Source organism: Bradyrhizobium sp. cf659 (genome assembly GCF_900113725.1).
Taxonomy (GTDB): Bacteria; Pseudomonadota; Alphaproteobacteria; order Rhizobiales; family Xanthobacteraceae; genus Bradyrhizobium.
On the sequence record NZ_FOQJ01000001.1, the window covers coordinates 739352 to 752050 of the forward strand.

Annotated in this window: 24 protein-coding genes; 10 read left to right on the forward strand and 14 right to left on the reverse strand. The window is 60.3% G+C overall.

Annotated features, from left to right (window positions below):
- Nucleotides 1-24 precede the first annotated feature (24 nt).
- Complete coding sequence (locus BM118_RS03645) at nt 25-684, reverse strand: cold-shock protein (RefSeq protein ID WP_027542689.1); 660 nt, start codon at nt 682-684, stop codon at nt 25-27.
- A 199-nt stretch (nt 685-883) separates the two neighbouring features.
- On the reverse strand, nt 884-1642 hold the full coding sequence (locus BM118_RS03650) for an SIR2 family NAD-dependent protein deacylase (RefSeq protein ID WP_177233988.1): 759 nt from the start codon (nt 1640-1642) through the stop codon (nt 884-886).
- 289 nt (nt 1643-1931) lie between these two features.
- Between BM118_RS03650 and BM118_RS41135 the strand changes: the two genes are divergently transcribed.
- Nucleotides 1932-2096, forward strand: coding sequence for a hypothetical protein (locus tag BM118_RS41135; RefSeq protein ID WP_164933808.1), 165 nt, complete (start codon nt 1932-1934; stop codon nt 2094-2096).
- Between the two features lie 68 nt (nt 2097-2164).
- Here BM118_RS41135 and BM118_RS03655 read toward each other — a convergent pair whose 3' ends face one another.
- Nucleotides 2165-2452 carry a hypothetical protein gene (locus BM118_RS03655; RefSeq protein ID WP_092182304.1) on the reverse strand — a complete coding sequence of 96 codons (288 nt, stop codon included), beginning with the start codon at nt 2450-2452 and terminating at the stop codon, nt 2165-2167.
- Nucleotides 2453-2733: 281 nt separating this feature from the next.
- Between BM118_RS03655 and BM118_RS03660 the strand changes: the two genes are divergently transcribed.
- Nucleotides 2734-2964, forward strand: a complete 231-nt coding sequence (locus BM118_RS03660) for a hypothetical protein (protein WP_092182306.1) — start codon at nt 2734-2736, stop codon at nt 2962-2964.
- A gap of 102 nt (nt 2965-3066) precedes the next feature.
- A complete protein-coding gene (locus tag BM118_RS42525; RefSeq protein WP_092182308.1) occupies nt 3067-3192 on the forward strand; it encodes a hypothetical protein in 126 nt (41 codons plus the stop codon).
- Here the strand turns inward: BM118_RS42525 and BM118_RS03670 are convergent.
- The 5 genes from BM118_RS03670 to BM118_RS42530 form a co-directional block, all read right to left on the reverse strand.
- Complete coding sequence (locus BM118_RS03670) at nt 3189-3386, reverse strand: hypothetical protein (protein ID WP_092182310.1); 198 nt, start codon at nt 3384-3386, stop codon at nt 3189-3191. The genes BM118_RS42525 and BM118_RS03670 overlap by 4 nt on opposite strands.
- A gap of 801 nt (nt 3387-4187) precedes the next feature.
- Nucleotides 4188-4325 carry a hypothetical protein gene (locus BM118_RS41140; RefSeq protein ID WP_177233989.1) on the reverse strand — a complete coding sequence of 46 codons (138 nt, stop codon included), beginning with the start codon at nt 4323-4325 and terminating at the stop codon, nt 4188-4190.
- A gap of 19 nt (nt 4326-4344) precedes the next feature.
- Nucleotides 4345-4605, reverse strand: a complete 261-nt coding sequence (locus BM118_RS41145) for a hypothetical protein (RefSeq protein ID WP_177233990.1) — start codon at nt 4603-4605, stop codon at nt 4345-4347.
- Nucleotides 4606-4953: 348 nt separating this feature from the next.
- On the reverse strand, nt 4954-5250 hold the full coding sequence (locus BM118_RS03680; RefSeq protein WP_027542683.1) for an HU family DNA-binding protein: 297 nt from the start codon (nt 5248-5250) through the stop codon (nt 4954-4956).
- 316 nt (nt 5251-5566) lie between these two features.
- A complete protein-coding gene (locus BM118_RS42530; protein ID WP_283806351.1) occupies nt 5567-5698 on the reverse strand; it encodes a hypothetical protein in 132 nt (43 codons plus the stop codon).
- A gap of 80 nt (nt 5699-5778) precedes the next feature.
- On the opposite strand from BM118_RS42530, the gene BM118_RS03685 reads away from it, so the two are divergent.
- Complete coding sequence (locus BM118_RS03685) at nt 5779-5964, forward strand: hypothetical protein (protein WP_015686278.1); 186 nt, start codon at nt 5779-5781, stop codon at nt 5962-5964.
- Between the two features lie 144 nt (nt 5965-6108).
- Nucleotides 6109-6411 carry a hypothetical protein gene (locus tag BM118_RS03690; RefSeq protein WP_092184243.1) on the forward strand — a complete coding sequence of 101 codons (303 nt, stop codon included), beginning with the start codon at nt 6109-6111 and terminating at the stop codon, nt 6409-6411.
- 103 nt (nt 6412-6514) lie between these two features.
- Here BM118_RS03690 and BM118_RS03695 read toward each other — a convergent pair whose 3' ends face one another.
- Nucleotides 6515-6718 (reverse strand): hypothetical protein, encoded by a 204-nt coding sequence (locus tag BM118_RS03695; RefSeq protein ID WP_092182312.1) that lies wholly within the window; start codon nt 6716-6718, stop codon nt 6515-6517.
- Between the two features lie 353 nt (nt 6719-7071).
- Here BM118_RS03695 and BM118_RS03700 point away from each other — a divergent pair, with 353 nt between their 5' ends.
- Together BM118_RS03700 and BM118_RS03705 are read left to right on the forward strand one after the other, a co-directional pair.
- Nucleotides 7072-7860 carry a hypothetical protein gene (locus tag BM118_RS03700; protein ID WP_092182314.1) on the forward strand — a complete coding sequence of 263 codons (789 nt, stop codon included), beginning with the start codon at nt 7072-7074 and terminating at the stop codon, nt 7858-7860.
- 107 nt (nt 7861-7967) lie between these two features.
- Entirely contained in the window at nt 7968-8699 is a 732-nt protein-coding gene (locus tag BM118_RS03705; protein WP_092182316.1) for a hypothetical protein, read from the forward strand.
- Between the two features lie 414 nt (nt 8700-9113).
- Here BM118_RS03705 and BM118_RS03710 read toward each other — a convergent pair whose 3' ends face one another.
- Nucleotides 9114-9302 (reverse strand): hypothetical protein, encoded by a 189-nt coding sequence (locus BM118_RS03710; RefSeq protein WP_349527806.1) that lies wholly within the window; start codon nt 9300-9302, stop codon nt 9114-9116.
- A 179-nt stretch (nt 9303-9481) separates the two neighbouring features.
- Here BM118_RS03710 and BM118_RS03715 point away from each other — a divergent pair, with 179 nt between their 5' ends.
- Together BM118_RS03715 and BM118_RS03720 are read left to right on the forward strand one after the other, a co-directional pair.
- Entirely contained in the window at nt 9482-10138 is a 657-nt protein-coding gene (locus tag BM118_RS03715; RefSeq protein WP_143099418.1) for a hypothetical protein, read from the forward strand.
- A gap of 172 nt (nt 10139-10310) precedes the next feature.
- The gene (locus tag BM118_RS03720; protein ID WP_092182322.1) at nt 10311-10763 is read left to right on the forward strand and encodes a VOC family protein; all 453 of its coding nucleotides are present in this window, start codon (nt 10311-10313) and stop codon (nt 10761-10763) included.
- A 38-nt stretch (nt 10764-10801) separates the two neighbouring features.
- Here BM118_RS03720 and BM118_RS41150 read toward each other — a convergent pair whose 3' ends face one another.
- The gene (locus tag BM118_RS41150; protein ID WP_177233991.1) at nt 10802-11002 is read right to left on the reverse strand and encodes a hypothetical protein; all 201 of its coding nucleotides are present in this window, start codon (nt 11000-11002) and stop codon (nt 10802-10804) included.
- A gap of 51 nt (nt 11003-11053) precedes the next feature.
- Here BM118_RS41150 and BM118_RS03725 point away from each other — a divergent pair, with 51 nt between their 5' ends.
- Nucleotides 11054-11692 carry a glutathione S-transferase family protein gene (locus tag BM118_RS03725; RefSeq protein ID WP_092182324.1) on the forward strand — a complete coding sequence of 213 codons (639 nt, stop codon included), beginning with the start codon at nt 11054-11056 and terminating at the stop codon, nt 11690-11692.
- A 132-nt stretch (nt 11693-11824) separates the two neighbouring features.
- On the opposite strand, the gene BM118_RS03730 is transcribed toward BM118_RS03725, so the two are convergent.
- Genes BM118_RS03730 through BM118_RS03740 form a run of 3 tightly spaced genes read right to left on the reverse strand, consistent with a single transcriptional unit; the run spans nt 11825 to nt 12555 of the window.
- Nucleotides 11825-11992, reverse strand: coding sequence for a hypothetical protein (locus BM118_RS03730; RefSeq protein WP_092182326.1), 168 nt, complete (start codon nt 11990-11992; stop codon nt 11825-11827).
- A 5-nt stretch (nt 11993-11997) separates the two neighbouring features.
- Nucleotides 11998-12243 carry a hypothetical protein gene (locus BM118_RS03735; protein WP_092182328.1) on the reverse strand — a complete coding sequence of 82 codons (246 nt, stop codon included), beginning with the start codon at nt 12241-12243 and terminating at the stop codon, nt 11998-12000.
- Nucleotides 12244-12300: 57 nt separating this feature from the next.
- Complete coding sequence (locus BM118_RS03740) at nt 12301-12555, reverse strand: PilZ domain-containing protein (RefSeq protein ID WP_092182330.1); 255 nt, start codon at nt 12553-12555, stop codon at nt 12301-12303.
- Nucleotides 12556-12699 lie beyond the last annotated feature (144 nt).

The window sequence follows — 12699 nt, forward strand, 5'->3', positions numbered from 1 at the left end:
ATTGAATTGATGACCCGGCCGCCGCTAGTGCGATTGCAGTCCAGGCGATCCGGTCTCGGGATGGATCTCGGCCGCCATCATGCCTTTGGAGCCGGGCCCGAAGCGAACCAGGACATATTGGCCGGGGCGCAATTCGGTCATGCCGAAGCGGCGCAGCGTCTCCATGTGCACGAAGATGTCGGGCGTGCCCTCGCCGCAGGTCAGGAAGCCGAAGCCGCGCAGCCGGTTGAACCATTTGACCTGGGCCCGCTCCAGCCCGCTCGTCGGGGTCACCGTGACGTGGGTGCGCGGCGGCAGCATCTGCGCCGGATGGATCGCGGTCGACTCGTCCATCGAGACCACGCGGAACGCCTGGTAGCCCTTGGCGCGCTGGATGCACTCGACGACGATGCGGGCGCCCTCATAGGCGGTCTGGAAGCCGTCGCGCCTGAGCACGGTCACGTGCAGGAGCACGTCGGGCCAGCCATTGTCGGGAACGATGAAGCCGTAACCCTTGGAGGCGTCGAACCATTTGATGACGCCGTGGACTTCGACGAGGTTGGCGCTGGCTTCGCCGAGGCCGGTGAACGGGCTGAGCCCGCTCTCGCGGCCGCTGCCGTGCTCGCCCGGCGTCATGCGCCCCGGCGAAGTGCCCTGTCCGGGAACTCCAAGCTTTTTGGACTCAAATCCGTCCGACGACCCCATAACCCCGGACCCCACACATGCCATGCAACCCGCCACAGTGGCGGAGCTCGAATCACGCGTCTTAAGAGAATGTTCTCAATTCGACGCGACGCGAATCTTTCGACTCAAAAGATAACACTCCCGGTTGCGACGCATAGACAAAAAAGAGATTCGCCGGAACCTATGAACAGCTTGCACAGCCGCGAATCAAACTAACGCCTCAATTGCCGACAAAGGGTCCGAACGTTTCGCCGATGTCGTGGCGAATGACGAGGTCGGCGATGTCGTCCTGCTCGGTCGGCTCGCGATTGATGATCACCAAACGTGCACCTGCGTTCTTCGCCATCATCGGAAAGCCCGCCGCCGGCCACACCACGAGCGAGGAACCGATCGCGATGAAGAGGTCGCAGGCGCGCGACAGCGCGGTTGCGCGCTGCATCTCCTCGTCCGGCATCATCTGGCCGAACGAGATCGTGGCGGTCTTCACCGGTTCGCCGCACACGGTGCAGTCGGGGGCGCCGTCCTCAATGAAACGGCGCTTCACCCAGTCGAGCTGATAGGCCAGCCCGCATCCGATGCATCGCGCATAAGTAGTATTTCCGTGAAGTTCAATCACGTGTTCGCTGGCGAAGCCCGAGGCCTGGTGCAGATTGTCGATGTTCTGGGTGATGACCGCCGGGACCTTGCCGGCGCGGTAGAGCGACGCGAGCGCGCGATGGCCGCGGCCGGGCCTTGCCGCCGCAAAGGTCTCCTCCATCGCGAAGCGGCGGCGCCAGGATTCGTCGCGGGCTTCCCGGCTCGCGACGAATTCGCCGAACTCTATCGGACGATAGCGCGTCCAAATTCCGCCCGGCGAGCGGAAGTCGGGGATGCCGGATTCGGTCGAGATACCGGCACCGGTGAACGGCACGATGGTCTTTGCCTCGGCGATCATGTCGCCGAGACGTTCAACGCCGCTGCGAAGATCCGATGCAATCAATCGCACGCCTCCCGCTTTGCTCTTGCGCTAGCTGCAGGATTCGCAAGCGGCAAGATCGTTGACGCTGTTATCAACTGCGAACGCAACGCACTCGGCAATTTTTTCCGCCCTTCGCATATCACAATCCTGCAATGCCTCCTCCCCATTGACGCCCCAATCAGAAGCGCCAATGCATGTATTGATGCGACTCAAGGCCCGGTGCGGCGGCAGCGCTTGAGCACACTCGTAAACACTGCCCAATAAACGCAGCCCAAGTAACATCGTCCAAGTGTGAACAGAGGGGATGGACATGACCGAAGACGAACAACGCAAGATCCGTGAACGCGAAGAGATCGCCGCCCGTGTCGCCGCCTTCCGTGCCACCCAGGAAAAATTCAAGCGCGAGCGGGAAGAGTATTTCGTCTCGACGCTCGAGAACGCCCGCAAGGTCGAGCGGCCCTCGCTCTGGCCGTAGCACGCGCCTGACCGCCACGCATGAAAAAAGCCCGGAGCATCGCTCCGGGCTTTTCACTTGGCCCGCCGTTACCAGTGGCGGTAATAGTGGCGGCGATAATACGGTCCGTCGCCATAATAGGCGTACGGGCCAGGACCGTAATAGTAGGCCGGGCCGTCATAATAGCCGTAGCCCGGACCGTAATAGCCGTAGGGGCGGGACGCGGCGACCGCGCCCGCGGTGATCGCGCCGGCGGCGAGACCGAATGCGAGGCCCGGACCGATGCCGCGACCGCGCGCCTCGGCAGGCGCAGGCGCCGCCACCGCGGTCACGCCGACGGCTGCGACGGTGGCCAGAACTGCCAGTGTTTTCTTCATGAGCTCCTCCTTCGCGTCCAGGGGAGACAACGCTGGGGACGTTTGATGGTTGCGCGCGGCGCGGAACCGAAGCCTGTCAAAAAAATGTCGATGCGAGGCGGAACGAAATCGCCGCATGTCAGTTGAGACTGCAAGTGCGAAGCCTCCGCTATCCGGTGAAGGCCCAGCACGAAAGCCCCGTCAGTATCCTCCGCGATGCTGGCGGGGTTTTCAGTTCCACGGGAGCAAATGGCAGCAGGGAACAACAACTGCCGACGGGGCGGAGCGCCGAGGAGGAGAGATTGCCGATATCCGCTTTGCTGGCTCGGATCCGCCGGCTCGTTCCCATATCCGGCGATCAGCATTACGACGAGATCGTCCGCAATTTCGGTGTCGGCACGCTGCGCCCGCCGCCGACGCCGATGAGCGACGGCGAGCTGGCGCGGGCCATCGCCGAGTTCCTCAGGGAACAGCCCTCCTCCAAGTCCGTCGCGACCCTCGGCCGGCGGCTCGACCCCTCCTCCCGGCTTTAGGGCTGACTTCCTTTAGCTTTTAGGCGGATCTCTTTTTTGCGAGCCGGGAACAAAGCGCCGCGTACGCAAGTTGAGGTTGTCTTCACGCAAGTGAGGTCCGACATGCCCGTGTGGCTTGAAGTCTTGCTCAACCTGTCCGGCTATGCCGGCTTCGTCGCGCTCGCGAGCCGCGGCACTGCGTGCCCGCGCGCGACGGCCGACGACCGCATCGGCGGTGACGAGCGCTAGTTGGCGTGCGGCGCCTGGCCTGCCGTACGCACCAGCCGGTCGGCCTTGACCGCGACGCGCGTGTCCTCGAGCTGCGGCCGCAGCGAAAAACTGATCACCACGAAAGCGAGGCAGAACAGCGTGCCGACGATGGCGACGCGCCTGTAGGTGTGCCGGTCGCCTTGATAAAAGGACGGCTCTGAAAAAGGTGTCATGGCAAAATGGCTTCTTGGCAAAGTCGCTTCTTGTCTTTGCCAAACACCTACTCCAACCCGCGGCAAGCGCAACGCGATTGGGCTTTTAACCTAACCGAATAGGGTTATCGCTTCCCGCGCAAGCTTTCGTTAGGCGTTGGTGCAGCGCACCGAGACTGCCGGCGAGCCGCTTCAGGCGTCGCGCCAACGCCAACGCCGGCCCGCCGTCCGCCGACCGGCTTTGTTCCAGCTTCGCCTGCCTTTCGTTCTCGAAGAACGAATCGGAATCGAAGAAATCGGCGCGGAGCAACTCTTAACAAGCGGTGTGGAATAGTCCCGTCATGTCGTCTCGGCCGACATCGATCGCCGCGGCGACAGCTGCGGCACCGATGAATTGCCGCTGCGCAGCCTTGCACATGACCTTGCGTGCCTGTCGGACCAGAACACTGTTGCGATCCCGGCGAACATCTCGATCCACCAGCACGCACCCATGTCGCTCTCTCCTCGCGAATGTCCTGCGAGGGAGACGAGAGTGGCACTGTGCGACACCTCACGCTGTCTCGTTCTGACACGTGCGTTCGCATCGACGCCGAGGAGCGCAACTTGTTCTGCATCCGACTCCATTTCGTTCTCGAAGAACGAATCGGAGTCGAGAAAATCAGCGCGGAGCGATTCCTAACGATCGATGAAGTCGCGTGCCGCCACGTCTTCGCCGGCAGAAATCTTCGCCAGCAGAAATCTTGGGCGCCGAAGTTTCGAGACCACCGCAAACACGATGACGATCTCGTGCGCCATCGCGGCCGACGTCCGGCCGAAGGCTCATCAAGCCGCGCGCTTCTCTTTGCTCTTCTCGGAGAAGCATTCGAGGATCTGGATGCGGAGCTCTTCTGCCGCCGGGCCCTCGACCTTCCTGAGCTGATTCCAGAGCCTGATCACTTCGCGCTGTTTTTCGATGGTCATGAGTCACCTCCAAGGTGGCTCATAGGAACAAAATGAGAACAAAAAGTCCAGCCCCTCGCGCGCGATTTCCACGCACATCGTCTTGAACCTTTTGGGCGCTGCGCGGACCCATGAAGGCTGGGGATTTCAGCGCCCAGTCATACGGCAGCGCCGCCTGACGAACATATTCCGTCACCGCGGCGCTGTTGCTTTTTGGATTTTCAACTTTAAGTTTGAGGTACGGCTGACGGCTAGGCGCTGAAAATCCCATCGCCGTCAGTTTGGAAAACCCCGTGCGCAACCGCGGGGTTTTCCTTTTGAGCTTTACGTCACAGGTGGAATGCTCAGCGAGGGCGCGGAACGAACACCCCGTCCCCGCATTGTCAAACCCGAATTCGATGATCGCGCTGTTCGCGGTCGCGGTCGCCCAGCACTATCTCTTCTTCAGGGGCTGAACCTTTTGCGAGGCTCGCGCGTCTCATTCCTGAAGCTTCCCCCAGGCTTCACCCCCATCAGAAAACCCCGCTTCCCCCAGGCGGGGTTTTCGCTTTTTCGCGTCAAGAGAGCGCGTCAGAACAAAAAACAAGAGCCCCGTTCCGAGGCCATCGGAACGGGGCTCCAGGCACGCAGGCGGCGCGCGATGGCCGGATCAGACAGCGTCCTTGGCGACCTTCAGCGGCGAGGCCTTCACCGACTTGCTCGCGGGCTTCGCCGCAAACTGCATCGGCTCCTTGGTGAAGGGATTGACACCCATGCGGGCTTCGGTCGCCGGCTTGTTCACGACCGACATCTTCACGAAACCGGGAATGACGAACTCGCCGGACTCGTTGAGCTCCTTGTAGCCGACCGTCGCCATGTACTCGATGACCGACTTCACGTCGTTCTTCGCAAGCTGCGTGCCCTCGGCAATCGCATCGATCAATTGAGTCTTGGTCATCTTCGCCATGTCGAACGTCCTTCTGAATTGGGTGCGCGCGCGCTTTGAGGGTACCGTGCCGGGCACGCGACAAAGCCGCGCAGCGCGCTTTGTGTTCATGCCAGCGGTCAGGAAGTCACCGGGCTTAGAACCCATCGGGGCCGAAAACGCAAGCCGCAGTTTGACGTGAGTTCCGGCTCTTTCGGCGGGATAACGGCGACTGAATCGACACGCGCCGAATCGAATTCGGCAATGACCGTAGAGGGTTCTGCCGGTTCGCCGCGAGGCAGCATCGATGCCCCGTATTACCCGAAGTTGCGAAAACCCCACGCCAGGATTCCAAACATCAGGACAACAATGCCGGCCGAGCCGGCGACGACAATGAGCGCGCCCTGGTACCGGAGAGGCCCGCCCGTCTTGCCCTGACTGCGGCATAGAACAGCAAGACGAACAGCCGCGGGCCGATGAACAGCAGCATGGCCTGCTCCCTGAGACGCGGAACGGTGGGCGAACCTAAGGCGGGTTCTCTTTCGCGAGCATTTGCTGCATAGTGCCGCCATGGCCAAAACAAAAGTGACGTTTAGAGCGGTCCGGATCGCCGATGGCGACTGGAAGATCCTGGCGGACTATCCCGGCAGCGAGCAGCGAGAAATCACGGGATTCACCAGCAAGGCAGACGCCGATGACTGGATGAATGGAGATCGCAAGATCGCATGGCTCCGCTCCCAGGGCTACGCCAAGTGACGTAGCTGTCGCGCGACAACGGCGTTCACGGGCGGTCGCAAGATACCTCATCGTGAAACCTGTGGCTCGGACCGCGTTGTTGACACTTCAGTAACCCAACGCATCCAAGCTCCTCTTGGTATCGTTGCGTTGGAGTATCCCACAGTGCTGGATTTTCACGAGCTGCGTGAACTCGCGGCCGATGTTCGCGTGTTTGTCGACGTCGCCGAAGACAAGGCCGAGGCGCTCAAAGCCGTCATCGCGGCCTATGACGTCGTGTTGGCGATCTTCCCGTCCGAAGAGGGCATGGGCCTCCATGTCATCAAGGGCAAGGAGATCCTGGACACGATCGCAAGATCGCGGACCCATGCGATCTACAGCCACACGGCGATTGCGGTCCCTGACCTGCAGCATGCGCAAGCGCTCAAGGTCTTGACCGCGCCTGTCGAACAACGGATTGCAGCCTAGGCGCAGACGGCGAGAAATTTAGCGGCAAGCCGCATCAGGTTCGTTCGCCGTTGCTCGGCGCCGAACAGGTCGAAGCCTCGGTTCTCGGGAGCCGAGGACCTGCTCAACTCTCGCTGGGCAAGCCATCGCGAACCATCTCGCCGACAGCACCGCCCAAAATGAGGGACACTGTGACGGGCCATACGGCCGCCATCACGATGACAGCGCCAAAGGGGACGTCCCTGTTGGGGCGATCGTAGGATTGCATGGCCGTGAAAACGAACATGGCTACCAGGCAACTGATCGCGTATTTCTTCTTCCAGCTCATGTCATGAAGACCTTCTGAAGCCGTGCATTGGTCGCGCCGGCATTTCGGTCGGTTCATCTGCGCTATCGCCAGCTGCCAGGCTTGAAGCCGCGTGCGCCGCCACCGCAATTGAATTGGTAACTGGTCCCCGCTGCATTCATCGGCGTCCTTCTACGGACTACGGCACCGCAAAAGTCACACTTGGGCAAACAACATCAATTGAGTGCACTGTCACCGTAATTCCCCGTAATTCCAGTCGACGGCCTTGCGTGAGAATGCGTCAAGGATGAAGTGGGGATCAGGAGAGGTGTGGATAGCCTTGCCGAGCAATCAGCGGTAGTATCGGCAGATTTTGACTGCGGTGGGGGTGAATTTTGGTTCAGCTTGCCCAGACGTACATTCATTTGAAGCCATACAAGGTCGGCCGGAAACGTTTAAACAGTCTCGGTCGGCGTGCAGAGAAGATAGCGGTCAAGACGGCGCTGGATATTTACGGCGGCGGCGTCACCGTCGATGTCCGGCTCGAAGAAGGGTCGCTGAAGACGTGGGTGTCCGTGGCCGGAGTGCTGGCGGTCTACGGCGCGATCGCGGACTACAAGGGCTTCAAGGAAAGCATTCAGGAGATGTGCAAGGACGCCCGCGAATATAGCGCGGACGTGTGCGGCGCATTCGCAGAGGCGGCGAAGGTCAATAAGGGCCAAGTCTACCGGGTCGAGCGCCGCCTGAAGACGCCAGGGAAAATCAACCGGGTGCTTAAGAGGATCGAACAGCTCGATAAGGCAGCCGAGAGCATGGGTACCGAAAAGCTGCGGGTCCAGCTCAAGGACGTACAGGACGAGCTGCAGCAGATATCAACGGAGCTCTCGGAGGAGGACCGGAAGAAGATGCGGCAGGCCCTCATATTCGAGAATCTGCCTATGCTGCGCGAGAGACCCCCGAACTCACGGCGAACGGAGCCGGCCAAGATCGCCAAGAAGCCCGACGAGGAGGAAGAGCCGCTTTTGCTCGATGTCGAGCCGAGCGTGGACCCGGGCAAAATCCAGCACGAGGAAAAGCGGATGGTCTACCACCGGAAGATTCATGTGCCGCCGCGACCAAAAGGCCGGCGGCGGCTGACTGAAGTTGTGAGGTCGATGGAAGCCATCAAACACGACAAATCGTGAAGTCAAAATTGCAGAAAACACTACAAAATAAGGGTTTCGTGCTATCGTTGGCTTCGTATCGGAGACGGCATGGGGCCAAGTCTACCTCTTAGCAATTGGAGTTTGTAATGGCCTGCTTGTCTAAAGAGGCCGCCGATATTCTCACGAACCGCAACGAGGCCGAACTTCAGACGGCTATCGAAACGCATCATGAGACCCTGCTAAAACAGCGGGCGGACTGTGTCGATTACGGCAAGCCAGAAGAGCTGACACCGAAGAAGAACGCTCGACTAAACTGCGAGCTTCTCAAGCAGGTTCTCATCCATCGCGCCGATCAGTTAGTGACTGCCTCAAGCACGATGCTGGCGGAGAAGAATTTGTACGGTCTGTCCTTGGTTGTTCGGGGCCATATCGAATCGATGGCTATTCTTGGGTACTTCACGCGCCGTCTGCAGTCATTGAAGGCCGGAAACATCACGTTCGAGACCTTTGAACAGGACATTAGAAACGGCTTGATGGGAGCCAAGCACAACTTATTCGAACTGGGCAATTGTCCCGTAAATATCCTCACCTGCGTTCAGCATACCGACAAGTACCTGGACGCCGAGTTTTTCCATGAGAAAAAGGAGATGGTCGAGGACATCTATGGCTGGCTGTCCGAGTTCGCCCACCCAAATTTCTGCTCCAACAAGACCGCCTTCACGGTGGACAAGGAAAACAATCGGATGGTCTTGCGCAAGGAACAAGAGCTGACGGAGGACCACATTCAAGCGATGCGCAACCTGCGAATTAGCTCAGAGTTGTTCAACTGGCTTCTCACCGCCTTCGACGAGCGGGTGAAGGAAGATCTCTCCGAGTAACGCTTAACATCCAGCTCGGGATCACTCATGGCGCAGCTCTTCATATTTTTCAGAGCTGATCTCTCGGGGGCGAGTTATTTGTGCGAAACGATTGGCACTGCCGACAAGCAAAAAGCACCGACCAATCTGTCGGTCGTTTTTGCTTGACTGCAAGAAATGACTGACGAGCCCGTTATCGATCAATGGGATCGCAGTGTTTCGCCAAGAGTGAACATCACGGGTATTGAGGCCACGGCGCAGCTCTCCATTTGAAGTCTTAGAGCTGATTTACGAGCAGGAACTTTTCCACAGCCGCTAAGCGGTCCAGCACCCCCTCCCCAGCCACTCCGCCGGCCTCGAGCCCATCCCCTCGAACATCCAATCGCCTGGCTCGAGAGGAAGAGTAATTAGGTCTTCTTCGGCTTAAGACCGAGGTCAAGGCACATCACTTCGTCGCGACCCGCCAATGCTGTGCGGCTTGTTGAGGAAATACTCGCGATTACCGGTCGCCGCTTCCGCGCACTGGTCGATCGAGACCATGATGGCTTCGACATGAGCCCTGCACCAACCTTCCCTGGTGGCAAGGCGGCGAGCCTCATTCAGGGCTTTGAGGAATGGCGACATGTCAGGCTCGTCGCTGTAGTATCTCAGCACTTCAGCCCGCTCAGCACCCGGCATCTTAGCGCCCCTCGATTCGAATGACGGTCTAGAACAAAAAGAGAACCATGAGTCCAGCCGTTAGGTATTGATATTTGGACGGAGTGCACCCCATTTGCTCTACCGATTTGGTTACCGAGGCCACGATGCAGCTTCGATATTTCCACATTTGCGCTTTCGAATGGCTCGAAGAGCATTCGCGGTGGCGACATCTCAAGGAGCTTGGCAGCTCGAACATCGTTCGGGCTTCTATACTGATGCCCGCCTTTGGCTACATGTTGCTGTTGAACGAGAACATCCATCAGTACCTGACGATCAAATATGATGGCTGGCTGCTGAACTATTTGCCCAACGTCTGGCGTATCTGGTTCCTGTTTTACGGCAGCTTCTTTGTAGCGACAGCAACCATTCTCTACAGCATCTACTGCCCGCCAGAGGTGAAGCACTACGCAAATGAATTCGAAATGGCCGAGACGGAGGCGAAGCATCAAATCAACCTGAAGCAGGCCGAAGTCGTTCAGCACAGGCTCAAGTGGCTTTGGGATACTATGCCCGTTTGGATGTACGCGTATTTTGATATCAACAACGTTGATTTCAAAGACAAGGTCTACGACCGCATCGACCCGGTGGGATATCTGGCGCAATTCTGCCTGATGCAGTGGATGATTCTCGATATGTGGCACCGAAGCTTACGGTGCTTCATCTTTGTGGTCTACGCCATCGGGCTGACGCTCATAGCAATTCCCGCTGGCTTCACGTTCCTCCAAGTCACATGGATTCCTTTAAGGCACGCCTTCTCGTGATCCCTTTAGGCTGAACGAAGAGGCCTGATCTAGACCATTGGAACAAAGTGAAATGTGCCCGCACGTAACCCACATGTATGGCAGTGCCTCCACTGCATTTTCCTGCTATTCAGTGCGCCACTGTGCCGTACCGCACGTAAGAACAACAAACTTCCTCAAGGAGTTCTACAAAATGCGATATCTCCACACCATGCTGCGCGTGCGCAATCTCGATGTCGCGCTGAAGTTTTACCAGGATGCGCTGGGCTTGACGGAGGTGCGGCGGATCGAGAACGACAAGGGGCGCTTCACGCTCGTCTTCCTGTGCTCGTCGGACGATCTCGAGGCGCTGAAGAAGCAGCCCTCGAGCCGCGGCGCGCCGCTGGTCGAGCTCACCTACAATTGGGACGAGGAGAAGTACGGCGAGGACCGCTTCTTCGGCCATCTCGCCTATGAGGTCGACGACATCTATGCCACTTGCGAGAAGCTGATGAAGGCCGGCGTCACCATCAACCGTCCGCCGCGCGACGGCAACATGGCCTTCGTCCGCTCGCCCGACCTGCACTCGATCGAGCTGCTCCAGAAGGGCGAGCCGAAGCCGCCGCAGGAGCCGTGGTCGTCGATGCCGAACACCGGCCACTGGTAGGGCCTCGCGCGCTAGGAACAAGCCCTCGCCGCCCGCGTTCACTCTTCAACGATGCGATTGGAGGAGAACGCGATGGGACGCGGAATTTTGTTGTGGCTATTGGGCGTGCCGATCCCGGTGATCATTCTGCTGTGGCTGTTCTTCGGCCACTGATCGTCAGGTTCATCCTGCAATGAAAGCTCTGCCCATGGTGGAGCTTTTTGCATGAGGGGCGCGCCGCAATCGCCGTCGTCCGGCACAGGAAATTCCGCTATCACCCGCACAACCGAAAACGCCGCGGGAGGAGCTTCATGCCTGACACCAAGCTGACGATCTGGGGCCGCGCCAATTCGGTCAACGTGCAGAAGGTGCTGTGGTGCCTGACCGAGCTCGGCCTGCCTTACGAGCGCATCGACGCCGGCATGCAATACGGCAAGACCCGCGAGGCCGAGTATCTCGCGATGAACCCGAATGCGCGGATCCCGACGCTGGTCGAGGGCGACTTCGTGCTGTGGGAATCGAATTCCATCATGCGCTATCTCTGCCTCGCGCATGGACGCGGCACGCCGATCTATCCGGAAGCGCCGAAGCTGCGCACCTCCGTCGACCGCTGGCTCGACTGGACGCTGTCGGCGGTGCAGCCGGTCGACCGCCCGGTGTTCTGGGGCATCGTGCGCACGGCGCCCGCCGAGCGTGACATGATCCAGGTGCAGCGCGATGCCGATGCCGCCGCCGAGATCTGGGCGATCGCCGATCGCCTGCTCTCCACGCGCCGCTTCATGGAGGGCGAGCAGTTCACGCTCGCCGATATCGCGATCGGCTCCTATGCGCGGCGCTGGCTCGGCGTCGAGGGCATCACCCGGCCGGCGCAGCCGAACCTGACGCGCTGGCTCGCCGAGCTCGGCAAACGCCCCGGATTTGCACAGTTTGTCGCCCCGCCGATGTCGTGAGCCGCTGGCGCGGCTTAAGCTGCGATGAGCGCGTGATGAATCGCCGTATTGGCGCACGCGGCCGACATCGCGCTCGCACGTGACGGCTACTGTGCATGGGGTTGTTTTCGCGGTTTTTGTTTTGAGGGCGCCCTAGCCCCAGCCGCGCTCGACCAGCAGCACGCAGATGATCAGCAGCAGCGTCACGGCGGCGGTGGCGAGCCGCGCGGTCCAGCTCAGGCCGCGGCCGACCCACCACAGCAGCGCGCAATACATCAGCACGGGGACGACGATATCGAGGCGCAACAGATCCGGCGCCATGCGGCTCAACGCCGGACCGCGGCGTCGCCGCGGATCGAGCCGCCGACCTTCACGCAAGTCCCGGTCGCCTCGATCATGGTGAAGCCAAGTCCATACGAGGCGCAGGAATTCGCCTTCGCCGTCCCGCCCGTGCCCTTCAGCGGCAAGGTCTTGCCCGCCTGCGGCCGCTCGGCGGCCGGAAGGCGCAGGCGATCGGCTGCGGCCGCGGACGTGGCCAGCAACGAGATCAGGATGAGGAGCGGCGTACGCATCCCGGCCTTCTAGCCCGGCGAGGTGCCGCGCGCCATGCGGGTAGCGCCAGGGCGATGTCAGATGAATTTGATCCCGGCCGACTTACCGCGGCGCCAGACCACCTGGCAGTTCCGCCCAGTGCGGGCATCGCGCGCGAAGGCCAGCCGGATCACCCCCGGAAGCTGGCTCGCATCCTCGTCCAGGGTGATCTTGGCGCCCGAGCTCGAGATGTCCTGGACCAGGCAATGCCGCGCCGCGAATCCGCCGTCGAGCGTGATCCAGGCGTGCTGCGACAGCAGCTTGCGGGCTGCGCGCTTCTTGGGCGGAGGCATTGGCGTGAAATCTCCCGCTCCAGCGCTACCTCAGAGGCCCCTAAGAAACCGTTGAAATCGGCCCAGAATCATCCCCTTGAGGGCGCTGTCCACGGTTCCAAAAGACCGTTCCCGAACGGCTTGCCCACGGGCCGAAAGGCCACT